The following is a 14,074-nucleotide window of genomic DNA, read 5'->3' on the forward strand; positions in this document are numbered from 1 at the left end:
GGTCCAGGACCCCTGACCGACCGTTTCGGCTCCGGGCGCGGGCCGCCGCCACTACGCTCTCGCCTCGTGGACCCATCGGTGGCGGGAATGCGGCTGGCGGCGGGCGTGGTGACGCCGCTGCTGAAGAAGCTCTTCCAGGCGGAGGGGGCGGGCGCCGGCCTGGTGGACCGGCCGGTACGGGTCTCCGCGTACGTCGCGCTGCGGGAGAAACGGACCCTGGGCCCGGCGGACGTGCTCACACTCGCCGAGCGGATCGTCGAGGAGGCGTTACGGGCCCCCGGCGAGCGCCCGCTGCCGCCCGGCGAGGAGGCCGGGGTGGCCGCCGCGCTGGCCGCGACCCTGGACGGGCTCGGCGGGGTGACCCTCACGGACCTGGAGGCGGTCCGCCTCGGCCACGAGGCCTTCGCCGCGCTGCTCCGCGCCCAGGCCCCCTACCTCGGGCTCTCCGCCGACGCCGAGCTCTTCTACGAGCGCCTGCTCGGCGTGCTCTGCCGGCACATCCTGGACTTCTTCACGCGGCGCTCCACCTTCGTCGCCGCCACCCTGGTCGCCCAGTCCCGGGCGCTCGGCGAGCTGACCGGCAAGACGGACGAGCTGCTCGACCGGGTCCCCCGCCCGCTCGCCCGCGACACCGACTTCGAGACCCGCTATCTGGCCCAGGTCGCCCGCAAGCACGGCACCCTGACCATCTACGGGATCGACCTCGCGCCCGGTACCGCGAAATGGCCGCTGGACGCGGCGTACATGAGCCTGGAGCTGACCCGGCACGGGTCCGCCTCCGCCTTCGCCGACCCGAACGTCTTCTGGGCCCGCCACCTGCCCGCCCCCGGCCCGTCGCGCACCCCGCGGCCCCAGTCCCGGGTGCTGCTGCGCGGCGAGGCGGGCTCGGGCAAGACCACCCTGATCCAGTGGCTGACCGTCACCGCCGCCACGGGCCCCGCCGACAGCCCCCTGCACGGCCTGGTCCCCTACGTCCTGCCCCTGCGCACCCTGACCCGGCACGGCAGGGCGCTGCCCGCGCCCCGGGACTTCCTGGCCGCCGTCGGGTCCCCGCTGGCCGGGGAGCAGCCGCCGGGCTGGGAGGGGCGGGTGCTGACCGCCGGGCGCGCCCTGGTGCTGGTCGACGGGATCGACGAGATCCCCGAGGCCGAGCGCGCCGGGGCCCGCGCCTGGCTCACCGACCTCATAGACGCCTACCCGGGCAACCGCTGGCTGGTCACCTCACGGCCCTCCGCCGTCCGGGAGGACTGGCTCGCCGAGGCGGAGTTCAGCGAGCTGTCCCTCGCACCCATGTCCCCGCACAGCGTCGCCGAGTTCGTCCGGCGATGGCACACCGCCGCCGCCTCCGGGGACCCGGAGCACGCGGAGGCCGACGCCGCCCTGGAGGGCTACCGGGACCAGCTCCTGGAGTCCCTGCGCACCACGCGCGACCTGGCCCGGCTCGCGACCAACCCGCTGCTGTGCGGGCTGATCTGCGCCCTGCACCGGGAGCGGCGCGGGTTCCTGCCCTCCGGCCGCAAGGAGCTGTACGCAGCGGCGCTCTCGATGCTGCTGCACCGGCGCGACCGGGAGCGGCAGCTGCGCGTGCCCGAGATGGGCGAGGAGCCGCAGCTCCAGCTCCTCCAGCGGCTCGCGTACTGGCTGATCCGCAACGGCCGCACCGAACTGGACCGAGAGCGGGCCGAGGCCCTGCTCGCGGACGCGCTGCCGGCCGTACCGGAGGTGGCCCGGGTCCTGGGGAACGCAGGGGCGGTGCTCCAGCACTTCCTGGACCGCACGGGCCTGCTGCGGGCGCCCTCGGCGACCACCGTGGAGTTCGTGCACCGCACCTTCCAGGACTTCCTGGGGGCGCGGGCGGCCCTGGACGAGGGCGGTCTCGGGGAGCTGGCCGGGCATGCCGAGGACGACCAGTGGGAGGACGTGATCCGGATGGCCGTGGCCCAGGCCCGGCCCCGGGAGCGCGCCGAGATCATCCGGGCCCTGCTGGACCGGGGCCGCTCGCAGCGCGCGGTGCTGCTCGCCTTCGCCGCCCTGGAGCACGCGGCGGAGCTGGACCCGCAGCTGCGCGGCCGCGTGATCGCGGCGGCGGCGGAGCTGGTGCCGCCGCGCGACACCGCGGCCGCCCGGGCCCTGGGCCGGGTCGGCCCGCTCGTCCTCGACCTGCTGCCGGGCCCGGAGGCGGTGGACTCCGAGGACACCGCCCTGTTCACTGTCGTGGCGGCCGGCGCCACCGGCTCGGACCTCGCGATCCCCTTCCTGGCCCGGTACGCCGCGCAGCCCTCCAGGGACGTCCGCCGCGAGCTGACGGCGCTGTGGCACCACTTCGATCCCCGGCCCTACGCGCAGGACGTCCTCACCCGGATCGGTCCGGCCTCCGTGCACATCACGGTGCGGAACGAGGCCGAGCTGGACGCCCTCGCCGCGATCAGCCCGGGCCCGACCCTGCACGTGGCCGGCGACCTCCCCGAGCGGGCCCTCCACTCGTACCTGCGTCGTCACCCGGTCGACGACCTGATCGTCGAGGGCAACGCGCTGATGACCGATATGGAGTTCCTGCGCGGGTACAGCCCGCTCCGATCGCTCCACCTGCCCGGCTGCAGCGCGCTGCGCGACCTGAGGGGCCTGACCGGCCTCCCGCTGCGAACCGTCTCGCTGGACCCATACAAGTACCTCCCCCTGGGCAAGGTGACCGAAAGCTGGACGGATCTGGTCGAACTGCGACTGTACGGGCACCCATGCGACTGGTCCCTCGACCGGATCGCTCCCGGGGCGGCCCTGCACTCGCTCGAACTGCGCCATGTGCATGTATCGGCCCAGATCATGGAACTGCACGGCCTGAGCCGTCACCGGGAGCTGCGGAACCTGGCCCTGGGACCCGGGTGGATCAATGGGCCTTCAGCCTGGGAGGAAATCGCTTCCCTGGAACACCTGGACACGCTGACCGTCCCGCCTTTGGCTCTGTCGCAGGCTCCCGCGGGACTGTCTCTGCCCTCGGTCCGGATGCTACGGGCGGGCCTCGGCCGCCCCCTGAACCGCTCCGCCGAGAACGAGGAACTGGTCACCCGCCTGTTTCCCGGGCTGACGGACGTCCCGCCGGACCTCTGGTCCTGACCCGATACGAAAAGGGGCGGGCCCGGAACCTTCCGGTTCCGGGCCCGCCCCTTCGTACCGCCACTCAAGCGAGAGCGAAAGCGCTACGCGCCCTTGCTCAGGTCCGGGCCGGAGCCCGTGGCCTCGATCGGGGGGACGTCCGGCAGTGCGGACTTCTCCTCGCCGCGGAAGGTGAACTTGGCGGTCTCGCCCTCACCCTCCACGCCGACGACCACGATGTGACCGGGGCGCAGCTCACCGAAGAGGATCTTCTCGGAGAGGATGTCCTCGATCTCGCGCTGGATCGTGCGGCGCAGCGGACGCGCACCCATGATCGGGTCGTAACCGCGCTTCGCCAGGAGCTGCTTCGCGTCACCGCTGAGCTCGATGCCCATGTCGCGGTCCTTGAGGCGCTCGTCCACCTTGGCGATCATCAGGTCGACGATCTGGATGATGTCTTCCTGCGTGAGCTGGTGGAAGACGACCGTGTCGTCGACACGGTTGAGGAACTCGGGCCGGAAGTGCTGCTTGAGCTCTTCGTTGACCTTCGCCTTCATCCGGTCGTATCCGGTCTTGGTGTCGCCCTGAGCCGCGAAGCCCAGGTTGAAGCCCTTCGAGATGTCCCGCGTACCCAGGTTGGTCGTCATGATGATGACCGTGTTCTTGAAGTCCACGACGCGGCCCTGGGAGTCGGTCAGGCGACCGTCTTCAAGGATCTGCAGCAGGGAATTGAAGATATCCGGGTGGGCCTTCTCGACCTCGTCGAAGAGGACGACGGAGAACGGCTTCCGGCGGACCTTCTCGGTCAGCTGGCCGCCCTCTTCGTAGCCCACGTAGCCGGGGGGCGAACCGAAGAGACGGGAAACCGTGTGCTTCTCGCTGAACTCCGACATGTCGAGGGAGATCAGCGCGTCCTCGTCGCCGAAGAGGAATTCGGCGAGCGTCTTGGACAGCTCGGTCTTACCGACACCGGACGGACCGGCGAAGATGAACGAGCCACCGGGACGCTTCGGGTCCTTCAGACCCGCGCGGGTCCGTCGGATCGCCTGCGAAAGGGCCTTGATGGCGTCCTTCTGGCCGATGACGCGACGGTGGAGCTCGTCCTCCATGCGCAGGAGCCGCGAGGACTCCTCCTCGGTCAGCTTGAACACCGGAATGCCGGTCGCGGTCGCGAGGACTTCGGCGATCAGCTCGCCGTCGACCTCGGCCACGACATCCATGTCGCCGGCCTTCCACTCCTTCTCGCGCTTGGCCTTCGCCGCCAGCAGCTGCTTCTCCGAATCACGGAGGGAAGCCGCCTTCTCGAAGTCCTGGGAGTCGATGGCCGACTCCTTGTCGCGACGGACGTTCGCGATCTTCTCGTCGAATTCGCGGAGGTCCGGCGGCGCGGTCATCCGGCGGATGCGCATCCGGGAGCCGGCCTCGTCGATCAGGTCGATCGCCTTGTCCGGGAGGAAGCGGTCCGAGATGTACCGGTCGGCCAGGGTGGCCGCCTGCACGAGGGCCTCGTCCGTGATGGAGACGCGGTGGTGGGCCTCGTAGCGGTCGCGCAGGCCCTTGAGGATCTCGATCGTGTGGGGGAGGGAAGGCTCCGCCACCTGGATCGGCTGGAAACGGCGCTCCAGCGCCGCGTCCTTCTCGAGGTGCTTGCGGTACTCGTCCAGCGTGGTGGCACCGATGGTCTGCAGCTCACCACGGGCCAGCATGGGCTTCAGGATCGAAGCCGCGTCGATGGCGCCCTCGGCGGCACCCGCACCGACGAGCGTGTGCAGCTCGTCGATGAACAGGATGATGTCGCCGCGGGTGCGGATCTCCTTGAGGACCTTCTTCAGGCGCTCCTCGAAGTCACCGCGGTAGCGGGAACCGGCGACGAGCGCGCCGAGGTCCAGGGTGTAGAGGTGCTTGTCCTTGAGGGTCTCGGGCACCTCGCCCTTGACGATCGCCTGGGCCAGGCCCTCGACGACGGCGGTCTTGCCGACGCCGGGCTCGCCGATGAGGACCGGGTTGTTCTTGGTCCGGCGGGACAGCACCTGCATGACCCGCTCGATCTCCTTCTCGCGCCCGATGACCGGGTCGAGCTTGGATTCGCGGGCCGCCTGGGTGAGGTTGCGGCCGAACTGGTCGAGGACCAGCGAGGTCGAGGGGCTGCCCTCGGCCGGGCCGCCGGCCGTGGCCGCTTCCTTGCCGCCCCCGGAGTAACCGGAGAGCAGCTGGATGACCTGCTGCCGGACCCTGTTCAGATCGGCGCCCAGCTTCACCAGGACCTGGGCGGCGACGCCCTCGCCCTCGCGGATCAGGCCGAGCAGGATGTGCTCGGTGCCGATGTAGTTGTGGCCGAGCTGGAGGGCCTCGCGGAGCGAAAGCTCCAGGACCTTCTTCGCCCGCGGGGTGAAGGGGATGTGCCCGGACGGGGCCTGCTGGCCCTGCCCGATGATCTCCTCGACCTGCTGACGAACAGCCTCGAGCGAAATCCCGAGGCTCTCCAGGGCCTTAGCGGCGACACCCTCACCCTCGTGGATCAAGCCCAGGAGGATGTGCTCGGTGCCGATGTAGTTGTGGTTGAGCATCCGGGCTTCTTCCTGAGCCAGGACGACAACCCGCCGCGCGCGGTCGGTGAACCTCTCGAACATCGTTTATCGCTCCTCAGAGCGGTCGGGCAGTTCGGGGTCGGTCCCCGCCCTGTCCTTCCGCATGCTAGTCCCGCGGGGCGGGACAGCTCATTCCAACTGCCGACATCCGTCCGCGGCTCACCCCACTCGGTGGGGAATCTCCGCCATACACAGCCGACAACTGCTCCAACCCGATGGTGCGAGACGATGTTCCCGCAGGCCAGGCAGATACCCGTCACACGTGTACGCCGATGGCGAACGGAGACCTCTCAAATCAGGGTGTCACCCCGATCTCGCCCCGCTCCACTAGGGATGTCTTACCCGCTGGGACGGACACTCCATGCCGACACCACCCGGTCCCTCCGCTAAGGGCGAACAGACTTCCGCCGCGAATTTGGGAGGTCGGACTTACGGATGTTTACGTTCCGCATTGATCCGCGTGCGGTGCGTGACGCCGGCCGTAACTCCGAGGCGTTTCCGGAGTTGCTCAGGCATGGCCCTCACCGCCCCGCTGCCCCGCGTCGCGCCCGACGAGGCGCACGCCCACTGGTACGAGCGCGTGCTCGGCTGGGCGGTCACGGGCGGGCCGCCCGCGCAGCTGGTCACCGGGACGTGCTTCGACGTACTGGAGATGCCCGCCGACGCCGGGGCGGAGCTGTTGCGCAGGCCCCTGGTCACGGGTCCGGTGGCGCTCATGGGGCGCCGGATGCGGTTCCTGGTGGCCGCGGGCAGCGCGGACGAGCTGGACGGGCTGCTCGACTGGCTGGAGTGGGGCGGGGTGGCCCTGGATCTGACCGCCCTGGGTGCGGGTGGCCGGATGACTGCGCCTGCTCCCCCCGGCACGGCCGGGGAAAGTCCTCGAGGGGCCGCCGTGTGGCTGCGGCCCCCCGAGCAGGGGTGTGACGTACTGCTGCCGGCCCTGCCCGGTCCTGGGCAGGGCGCGAGGCCCGATCTCGTCCGCCTGGTCGGCGCGGCGGCGACGGAATGCCACCGTGCGCGGCTCAGGAGGCCTTACGGCTCCGGCGTGCCCCTGCGAGGCGCGCTGGATCAGCCCCAGCGGTCTCAGCGGTTCTCGTAAGCCTCGCGGATCTCGGACGGGACGCGACCGCGGTCGTTCACGCTGAGGCCCTTGGCCTTCGCCCACGCGCGGATCTCGGCGGTGTCGGGGTTGCCGGCCGTCGTGGCCGTACGGCCCTTGGTGCGCCCCGCGGCGGCGGCGCGGCCACCGGTGCGGCGACCACCCTTGAGGTAGGGCTCGAGCAGACCGCGGAGCTTTTCAGCGTTGGCGGTGGTGAGGTCGATCTCAAAGGTCTTGCCGTCCAGAGCGAACGTCACGGTCTCGTCCGCCTCGCCGCCGTCGAGGTCGTCGACAAGAAGGACCTGAACCTTCTGTGCCACCGGGATTTCCTTTCATCGAAAATGCAGTACGCGGAAAGGAAACCGCTTTTCCCTGAAAAACACAAACCCCCGGGTCGAGGTTCAGGCCGTCAACAGGACGGGAAACGTGCGCGTTTCGGACATAGGCCACAGGCGGGCGGAGGACCGTAAAAGCCGCGCCGATCGATCGGTTCGGATCGGTTCGCGGATCGGATCCGATCAGAGGTGCAGAAGCATCCGGCTGTTGCCCAAGGTGTTCGGCTTCACTCGTTCGAGACCCAGGAACTCGGCGACACCCTCGTCATAGGAACGCAGGAGCTCGGTGTAGACATCCGTGTCCACCGGCGTCTCGCCGATCTCGACGAAGCCGTGCTTGGCGAAGAAGTCCACTTCGAAGGTCAGGCAGAAAACCCGGTGGACGCCGAGTGCCCGGGCCGTGTGCAGCAACTTGTCGAGCACCCGGTGGCCGACACCGCCGCCCTTGAGATCGCGGTCGACGGCGAGAGTGCGGACTTCCGCGAGGTCTTCCCACATGACGTGAAGAGCGCCACAGCCCACTACCCGCCCGTCGGCTTCGCGTTCCGCGACCCAGAACTCCTGGATGTCCTCGTAAAGGTTCACCGGGGCTTTGTCGAGCAGGATCCGCTGCTGTACGTACTGGTCCAGCAGGCGGCGCAGTGCGGGAACGTCGCCGGTGCGGGCACGGCGGATCGTCACTGCTTTTGCATTTGCAGCGTCCGGGAGCGCGTCCCGACGCGAATCGTCTTCCATGCCTTCCATGCCCGGACGCTATCGCCCCGGGCCGGCGGGCCGCTCATCGGTATCGGCACGGCTTTCGGTGGCGGGGGGTGCGGCGGCGGCCGGGGCGTCATCGCCCTGGACGATCTGTACGGCGGCCCGCAGGGCCTCGCGCTGTTCCGTCGACATCATCCCGAAGAAGGCGACGAGGGCCGCGGCGGGGTTGTCACTGGTGGACCAGGCCTCGTTCATCAGCGCGGCCGAGTAGGCGGCGCGGGTGGAGACCGCCGTATACCGATAGGCGCGGCCCTCGGCTTCCCGGCGGACCCAGCCCTTCTGGTGGAGATTGTCCATGACGGTCATGACCGTCGTGTAAGCGATGGACCGTTCCTGCTGGAGGTCTTCCAGCACTTCCCGGACAGTGACCGGGCGGTTCCATTGCCACACCCGCGTCATGACGGCGTCTTCGAGATCTCCCAGGGGGCGAGGCACATCAGCACGATAGTGCGGGATGTCCGCAATTGCCTGGCGATCCGGCCGGGGCGCGCAACAAAATCGGGCGTACGGCCTCGCGCCGTACGCCCGGGGCGCCGGGCGGAGTGCCGCCCGGAAGCCCTGTGGTGTCAGTTCTGCTGGCGCGCGGCCTCGGCCCGGGCGAGCACCGCGTCGACCGCGGCGTCTTCCTTGCCCTTGTTGGCGCCGCCCTGGCTCTTGACGATCGTCCTGACGAGCGCGATGAACAGCCCGGCCATCACGAAGGGGGGCACGAGCGCGGAAACGTAGTCCATGCCCCCAGCCTAGCTAGCCCGCCGCACGGCGGGACGCCGGGGGCGGGACGGGGCCGCGGCGCGGCGGGAAGACCTCGCTGGGCTTCGGTACGGGCCGCTCCGGTCCGTCCGTCCCCCCGTCCTCGCCCGGGCGCTCCGGCGGGGCCGGCCGGGCCGGCGGCTCCTCCTCCTTGCCCCCGGCCAGGGCGCGCAGCCGGGTCCGCGGGGCGGCCAGGCGGCGGCGTACGGACCGCTCGGCGACCCCGCAGGCGCGGTCCAGCAGCGCGGCGGCGGCCGGGTTGCCGCGCAGGGCGCGCAGGGCCGCCAGGTCGTCCGGGACGGGTTCGTACCCGGCGGCCAGCGCCTCCCGCAGGAGGTCCAGGTAGCCGGGGAGCGAGCCGGGCAGGGCCTCCCGGTAGCGGCCGAGGTCCGCCTCGAGGAAGGCTCTGAGTCTGCCCGCCTCGGCGACCGCCTCGTCCACGGACCGCGCGAGGCGCAGGCAGTCCTGGACCTCGGTGGCCGACAGGGGGGCCGTGGGGGGTTGGAGGGCGTGGGCGAGCGAGCGCCGGAGCACGTGCAGCTCGGCAGCACTGAACGCCATGCCGCCGCGGGGTCCGTAGGGCGTGGGCATGGCCCGAAGATACGCGCTAATCGGACAAAATTCCCCGAAGTCCCTTTTCCGGCGCGGCGGGAGACGGCGCGGATTCACTTGCCAAAGTGGAAAGTTGAGGCGACTCTGGAAACAGTCCGGGCGACTCCGAGCGGTCCGGCTGCGAACGCGGGGGGAATCATGGGCGAATCGGCGGACGCCAGAGGCCGGTTGGGGCGCGCGGCCGAGATCGAGGCGGCCGCCCGCACGGGCAGCGGCTGGTACGCGCGCTACCTCTGGTCCTACGCCGCCGGGCAGCTGGTGCTCGTACCGATGACGGTGCTGTGGCAGGGCGTCACCTCGGCCGTGATCTCCGGGCTGGCCAATGCGCTGCTGGTGACCGGGCTGAGCGTCTACGCCACCCACCAGCGGGTCGTGCGGCGCGGGTTCGGAGTGCGGCACGGTGTGATCATCGGAACCTGGGCGGTGCTCTTCACGCTGACCGTGTCGCTGGGCGTGGCCGCCTTCGGCGCCTCCCCCGCCTTCGCCGCGGCGGCCGCGGCGGCCTGCGCCCTGCCGCTCGCGGCCGGCGCGGTGCTCGAAACCCGGCGGTCCGCGTGAGCGAGGCCTCCCCGCGGCACAGTCACCCCCGGCACGAGCTGGCCCCGCTGCTCAACGCGCCCGTGCGGCTGTCGGTGGTGGCGGCGCTGGCGCCCGTGGACAAGGCCGAATTCGCCTTCGTGCGGGACCTGGTCGAGGTCAGCGACTCGGTGCTGTCGAAGCAGGTCGCCGCGCTGGAGGAGGCCGGCTGGGTCGCGGTCCAGAAGGGCCGCGTCGCCCGCCGCCCGCGCACCTGGCTCTCCCTGACCGCGGAGGGGCGCACGGTCTACGCCCGCCACCTGGACGCCCTGCGCGCGATCGCGACGGGCTGAGCGGCACGCCGGTACGCGAACGCCCGCGCCGCCCCCGGGGAACGGGAGCGGCGCGGGCGTTCGGCCGGGCGCGGCGGCGGGGCCGCTACTCGAAGTTCGGCGCGTTGCGCTCGTAGACCAGGCGCAGGCCGATCAGCGTCAGCCACGGCTCGTGCTCGTCGATCACCGTGGCGTCGCTCAGGACCATCGGGGCCAGGCCGCCCGTGGCGATGACGCGGACGTCGTCCGGATCCCCGTTCGGGCCCGCCAGCTCCTTCGCCATGCGGGTCACCACGCCGTCGACCTGGCCCGCGAAGCCGTAGACCACGCCCGACTGCATCGCCTCGACCGTCGACTTGCCGATGACGTTGCGCGGGCGGGCCAGCTCGATCTTGCGGAGCATCGCGCCGCGCACGCCCAGGGCGTCCATGGAGATCTCGATGCCCGGGGCGATCACCCCGCCGACGTACTCGCCCTTCGCGGACACCGCGTCGAAGGTGGTCGCCGTACCGAAGTCGACGACGATCGCCGGGCCGCCGTACAGCTCGACGGCCGCGCACGCGTTGATGATGCGGTCCGCGCCGACCTCCTTCGGGTTGTCCGTCAGGATCGGCACGCCCGTCTTGATGCCGGGCTCCACCAGGACCGCCGGGACGTCCCCGTAGTAGCGCCGGGTGACCTCGCGCAGCTCGTGCAGCACCGACGGGACCGTCGAGCAGATCGCGATGCCGTGGATGCCGTCGCCCAGCTCGTTGCCGAGCATCGGGTGCATGCCCATCAGGCCCTGCATCAGGACGGCCAGTTCGTCGGCGGTGCGGCGCGGGTCGGTGGAGACCCGCCAGTGCTCGACGATCTCGTCCCCGTCGAACAGCCCCAGGACCGTCTGGGAGTTGCCGACGTCGATGGTGAGGAGCATCTACCGCTCCTCGCGCAGATCCAGGCCGATGTCCAGGATCGGCGAGGAGTGGGTGAGACCGCCGACGGCCAGGTAGTCGACGCCCGTCTCGGCGTACGCGCGGGCCGTCTCCAGGGTCAGGCGGCCGGAGGACTCCAGCACCGCGCGGCCCGCGACGGCGGTGACGGCCGCGGCGGTCTGCTCCGGGGTGAAGTTGTCCAGCAGGATCAGGTCCGCGCCCGCCTCCAGCGCCTCGGTGACCTGGTCGAGGGTGTCGACCTCGACCTCGATCGGGACCTCGGGGAAGGCCTCGCGCACGGCCTTGAAGGCCTGGGCGACGCCGCCCGCGGCGACCACGTGGTTGTCCTTGACCAGCGCCGCGTCCGAGAGGGACATCCGGTGGTTGACGCCGCCGCCGCAGCGGACCGCGTACTTCTCCAGCGAGCGCAGGCCCGGGGTGGTCTTGCGGGTGTCGCGGACCTTGGCGCCGGTGCCCTCCAGCACGTCCGCCCAGCGGCGGGTCGCCGTCGCGATGCCCGAGAGGCGGCACAGCAGGTTCAGCGCGCTGCGCTCGCCGGTCAGCAGGTCGCGGGTGTGGGCCCGTACGGACAGCAGTACCCGGCCCGCTTCGACCCGGTCGCCGTCCTCCGCGTGCCGCTCGACCTCGAACGACTCGGTGCAGACCACCGACAGGACGGCTTCCGCGATCCGCAGACCCGCCACGACGCCCGCCTCGCGCGCCGTGAAGTCGGCGGTGGCGACGGCGTCCTCGGGGACGGTGGCGACGCTGGTGACGTCCACACCGCCGTCGAGGTCCTCGGAGAGCGCCATGTGGGCGATGTCCTCGACCTCGATGGGGTCCAGGCCCGCGTCGGCGAGCAGCTGGGCGAGCGCCGGGTCCAGGCCCGACTCCTCGCCGCCGCCGCAGCCGCAGTCGTCGCCGCAGCCGCCCGTTCCGTCGCCTTCCGCGTCGATCAGGGGGAGTTCGGTGTGGTCGTACTCGGTGTGGTCGGGGGTGCTCACGGTTGCTGCTCCATCATTTCGGTGCCGAGGGGGTGGCGTACGGACGGGAAGTCCGCGGAGTCGGTGGCGGTCACGACCAGGGCGCGCTTCTCGGTGCGGGACAGCCGCACGACGAGGTGGTGGCGCCAGGCCGCGTCATCGCGGTCGGGGTGGTCCTCGCGCCAGTGGCAGCCGCGGGTCTCCTCGCGGCGCAGGGCGGCGGCGACCAGGACCCGGGCCACGCACAGGAGGTTGGTGGCCTCCCAGGTGTCGGTGCCGGGCTCGGCGGTCTTGCCGTGGACGTCGAGGTCGTGCAGCGCGGCCGTGTACAGGGCCTGCAGGGCGGTGGCCGCGCCGCGCAGGGACTCGGCGGAGCGCAGCACGCCCGCGCCCTCCGTCATGATCCGCTGGATCTCCAGGCGGGCCTCGGCGGGCAGCAGGGGCCCGGTGGAGGGGAGGGGGATGCCCGGGCCGGTGGAGGCGGGCCGGTGGGAGATGATGTCCGCCGCGATCCGCTCGGCGAAGACCAGGCCCTCCAGCAGGGAGTTGGAGGCGAGCCGGTTCGCGCCGTGCACGCCCGTGCAGGCGACCTCGCCGCAGGCGTACAGGCCGGGGACGGTGGTGCGTCCGTCGAGGTCGGTGCGCACGCCGCCGCTCGCGTAGTGCGCGGCGGGCGCGACCGGGACGGGCTCGGTCACCGGGTCGATGCCGTGCGCGCGGCAGGCGGCCAGGATGGTGGGGAAGCGGTGCTCCCACATGTCCGCGCCGAAGTGGCGGCCGTCCAGGTACATGTGGTCGACGCCCTGCTCCAGCATGCGGCGCGTGATGCCCTTGGCGACGATGTCGCGCGGTGCCAGCTCCGCCAGCTCGTGCTGGCCCACCATGAAGCGGACCCCGTCCGCGTCGACGAGGTGGGCGCCCTCGCCGCGCACGGCCTCGGAGACCAGCGGCTGCTGGCCCTCGGAGCCGGCGCCGAGGAAGAGCACCGTCGGGTGGAACTGCACGAACTCGAGGTCGGAGACCTCGGCTCCGGCGCGCAGCGCGAGGGCCACGCCGTCGCCCGTGGACACCGAGGGGTTGGTGGTCGCGGAGAAGACCTGGCCCATGCCACCGGTCGCCAGGATCACGGCGGGCGCGTGGACGGCGCCGACGCCGTCGTGCTGGCCCTCGCCCATGACGTGCAGGGTGACCCCGGCCGTGCGGCCCTCGGCGTCGGTCAGCAGGTCCAGTACGAGCGCGTTCTCGACGGTCTCGATGCCCGCCGCCTGTACGGCCTCCACGAGCGCCCGGGAGATCTCGGCGCCGGTGGCGTCGCCGCCGGCGTGCGCGATCCGGCGCCGGTGGTGGCCGCCCTCGCGGGTCAGCTCGATCTCCCCGGTCTCGGCGGAGGTGTCGAAGACGGCGCCGGCCGCCATGAGGCGGCGCACCGCGCCGGGCCCGTCGGTGACGAGCAGCCGCACGGCTTCCTCGTCGCACAGGCCCGCGCCCGCCACCAGCGTGTCGTCCAGGTGCTGTTCGGGGGTGTCGCCGTCGCCGAGGGCGGCGGCGATGCCGCCCTGCGCCCAGCGCGTGGACCCGTCGTCGAGGCGCGCCTTGGTGACCACGACGGTACGCCGGCCCGCCGCCGCGCAGCGCAGCGCGGCCGTCAGGCCCGCGACGCCGGATCCGACGACGACGACGTCCGCCTCGACGGACCAGCCGGGGGCGGGGGCGTGCAGCCGTATGCCGGTACCGCCCGCCGGGATGCCTGCGCCACCACTGCCAGTGCTCACGAGTGTGCTCCGAACTCCAATGGAATGTTGTCGATCAGCCTGGTCGTGCCGACTTTCGCGGCGACGGCCAGTACGGCCGGCCCGGCGTGAGCGGGGCCGACCTCGGTGAAGTCTGCGGGGTCCACCAGAGCCAGGTAGTCCAGGAGCAGGGGCGGTGTGTCACGTCCCGCCTCCTCCAGGACCAGGCGGGCGGCGGCCCGTACGGCCTCGGGCAGCCCGCCGCGCGCGGCTGATCACTGGCGAGGAGAACATGCTCCTCATGGCGGACCTGCACCACCTGTCCAAGCGTGAGGGCCGCCGCGTCGCGGCAGAACTCCTGGAGCG

The 14,074-nt window shown here is 71.8% G+C and carries 13 protein-coding genes and 2 pseudogenes; 5 read left to right on the forward strand and 10 right to left on the reverse strand.

Annotation, left to right across the window (positions count from 1 at the left end; translation table 11 throughout):
- Window positions 1-66 precede the first annotated feature (66 nt).
- A complete protein-coding gene (locus tag ABT084_RS28755) occupies window positions 67-3,111 on the forward strand; it encodes an NACHT domain-containing protein (RefSeq protein ID WP_351049852.1) in 3,045 nt (1,014 codons plus the stop codon).
- 83 nt (window positions 3,112-3,194) lie between these two features.
- On the opposite strand, the gene ABT084_RS28760 is transcribed toward ABT084_RS28755, so the two are convergent.
- A complete protein-coding gene (locus ABT084_RS28760) occupies window positions 3,195-5,720 on the reverse strand; it encodes an ATP-dependent Clp protease ATP-binding subunit (RefSeq protein WP_351049854.1) in 2,526 nt (841 codons plus the stop codon).
- Between the two features lie 472 nt (window positions 5,721-6,192).
- On the opposite strand from ABT084_RS28760, the gene ABT084_RS28765 reads away from it, so the two are divergent.
- Complete coding sequence (locus tag ABT084_RS28765) at window positions 6,193-6,777, forward strand: SCO3374 family protein (protein ID WP_351049856.1); 585 nt, start codon at window positions 6,193-6,195, stop codon at window positions 6,775-6,777.
- Here ABT084_RS28765 and ABT084_RS28770 read toward each other — a convergent pair.
- The 5 genes from ABT084_RS28770 to ABT084_RS28790 form a co-directional block, all read right to left on the reverse strand.
- Window positions 6,762-7,097 carry a histone-like nucleoid-structuring protein Lsr2 gene (locus tag ABT084_RS28770; RefSeq protein WP_351049858.1) on the reverse strand — a complete coding sequence of 112 codons (336 nt, stop codon included), beginning with the start codon at window positions 7,095-7,097 and terminating at the stop codon, window positions 6,762-6,764. The two genes, ABT084_RS28765 and ABT084_RS28770, sit on opposite strands and share 16 nt — an antisense overlap.
- A 198-nt stretch (window positions 7,098-7,295) precedes the next feature.
- Window positions 7,296-7,847, reverse strand: coding sequence for an amino-acid N-acetyltransferase (locus tag ABT084_RS28775; protein ID WP_351049878.1), 552 nt, complete (start codon window positions 7,845-7,847; stop codon window positions 7,296-7,298).
- A gap of 18 nt (window positions 7,848-7,865) precedes the next feature.
- Window positions 7,866-8,306 (reverse strand): BlaI/MecI/CopY family transcriptional regulator, encoded by a 441-nt coding sequence (locus tag ABT084_RS28780; protein WP_351049861.1) that lies wholly within the window; start codon window positions 8,304-8,306, stop codon window positions 7,866-7,868.
- 131 nt (window positions 8,307-8,437) lie between these two features.
- Window positions 8,438-8,602, reverse strand: coding sequence for a hypothetical protein (locus ABT084_RS28785; RefSeq protein ID WP_351049864.1), 165 nt, complete (start codon window positions 8,600-8,602; stop codon window positions 8,438-8,440).
- A gap of 13 nt (window positions 8,603-8,615) precedes the next feature.
- Window positions 8,616-9,182, reverse strand: a complete 567-nt coding sequence (locus tag ABT084_RS28790) for a hypothetical protein (RefSeq protein ID WP_351049880.1) — start codon at window positions 9,180-9,182, stop codon at window positions 8,616-8,618.
- 189 nt (window positions 9,183-9,371) lie between these two features.
- Between ABT084_RS28790 and ABT084_RS28795 the strand changes: the two genes are divergently transcribed.
- A complete protein-coding gene (locus tag ABT084_RS28795; RefSeq protein WP_351049866.1) occupies window positions 9,372-9,791 on the forward strand; it encodes a hypothetical protein in 420 nt (139 codons plus the stop codon).
- A complete protein-coding gene (locus tag ABT084_RS28800; RefSeq protein ID WP_351049869.1) occupies window positions 9,788-10,102 on the forward strand; it encodes a winged helix-turn-helix domain-containing protein in 315 nt (104 codons plus the stop codon). The genes ABT084_RS28795 and ABT084_RS28800 overlap by 4 nt, the downstream gene beginning before the upstream one ends.
- An 85-nt stretch (window positions 10,103-10,187) precedes the next feature.
- Here the strand turns inward: ABT084_RS28800 and ABT084_RS28805 are convergent, their stop codons facing one another.
- The 4 genes and pseudogenes from ABT084_RS28805 to ABT084_RS28820 all read right to left on the reverse strand — a co-directional run.
- Window positions 10,188-10,997 (reverse strand): type III pantothenate kinase, encoded by an 810-nt coding sequence (locus tag ABT084_RS28805; RefSeq protein ID WP_351049872.1) that lies wholly within the window; start codon window positions 10,995-10,997, stop codon window positions 10,188-10,190.
- Window positions 10,998-11,999: a carboxylating nicotinate-nucleotide diphosphorylase gene (gene nadC, locus ABT084_RS28810; protein ID WP_502969217.1), complete on the reverse strand. Its 1,002-nt coding sequence runs from the start codon at window positions 11,997-11,999 to the stop codon at window positions 10,998-11,000.
- Complete coding sequence (locus tag ABT084_RS28815) at window positions 11,996-13,750, reverse strand: L-aspartate oxidase (RefSeq protein WP_351049875.1); 1,755 nt, start codon at window positions 13,748-13,750, stop codon at window positions 11,996-11,998. Before ABT084_RS28815 ends, nadC begins: the two co-directional genes overlap by 4 nt.
- Window positions 13,747-13,977: pseudogene (locus ABT084_RS28820) on the reverse strand (pantoate--beta-alanine ligase); the annotation flags it as partial. The pseudogene ABT084_RS28820 and the gene ABT084_RS28815, both read right to left, overlap by 4 nt.
- Before the next feature lie 2 nt (window positions 13,978-13,979).
- On the opposite strand from ABT084_RS28820, the pseudogene ABT084_RS28825 reads away from it, so the two are divergent.
- Window positions 13,980-14,074: pseudogene (locus ABT084_RS28825) on the forward strand (ABC transporter); the annotation flags it as partial.

It is taken from the genome of Streptomyces sp. NPDC002138, assembly GCF_040296485.1.
In the GTDB taxonomy this organism is placed as follows: domain Bacteria; phylum Actinomycetota; class Actinomycetes; order Streptomycetales; family Streptomycetaceae; genus Streptomyces.

Coding starts and splice junctions, on each gene's coding strand:
- ABT084_RS28765 (WP_351049856.1), top strand. CDS start 6,193: ATGGCCCTCACCGCCCCGCTGCCCCGCGTCGCGCCCGACGAGGCGCAC.
- ABT084_RS28785 (WP_351049864.1), bottom strand. CDS start 8,602: ATGGACTACGTTTCCGCGCTCGTGCCCCCCTTCGTGATGGCCGGGCTG.
- ABT084_RS28795 (WP_351049866.1), top strand. CDS start 9,372: ATGGGCGAATCGGCGGACGCCAGAGGCCGGTTGGGGCGCGCGGCCGAG.
- ABT084_RS28775 (WP_351049878.1), bottom strand. CDS start 7,847: ATGGAAGACGATTCGCGTCGGGACGCGCTCCCGGACGCTGCAAATGCA.
- ABT084_RS28760 (WP_351049854.1), bottom strand. CDS start 5,720: ATGTTCGAGAGGTTCACCGACCGCGCGCGGCGGGTTGTCGTCCTGGCT.
- ABT084_RS28790 (WP_351049880.1), bottom strand. CDS start 9,182: ATGGCGTTCAGTGCTGCCGAGCTGCACGTGCTCCGGCGCTCGCTCGCC.
- ABT084_RS28805 (WP_351049872.1), bottom strand. CDS start 10,997: ATGCTCCTCACCATCGACGTCGGCAACTCCCAGACGGTCCTGGGGCTG.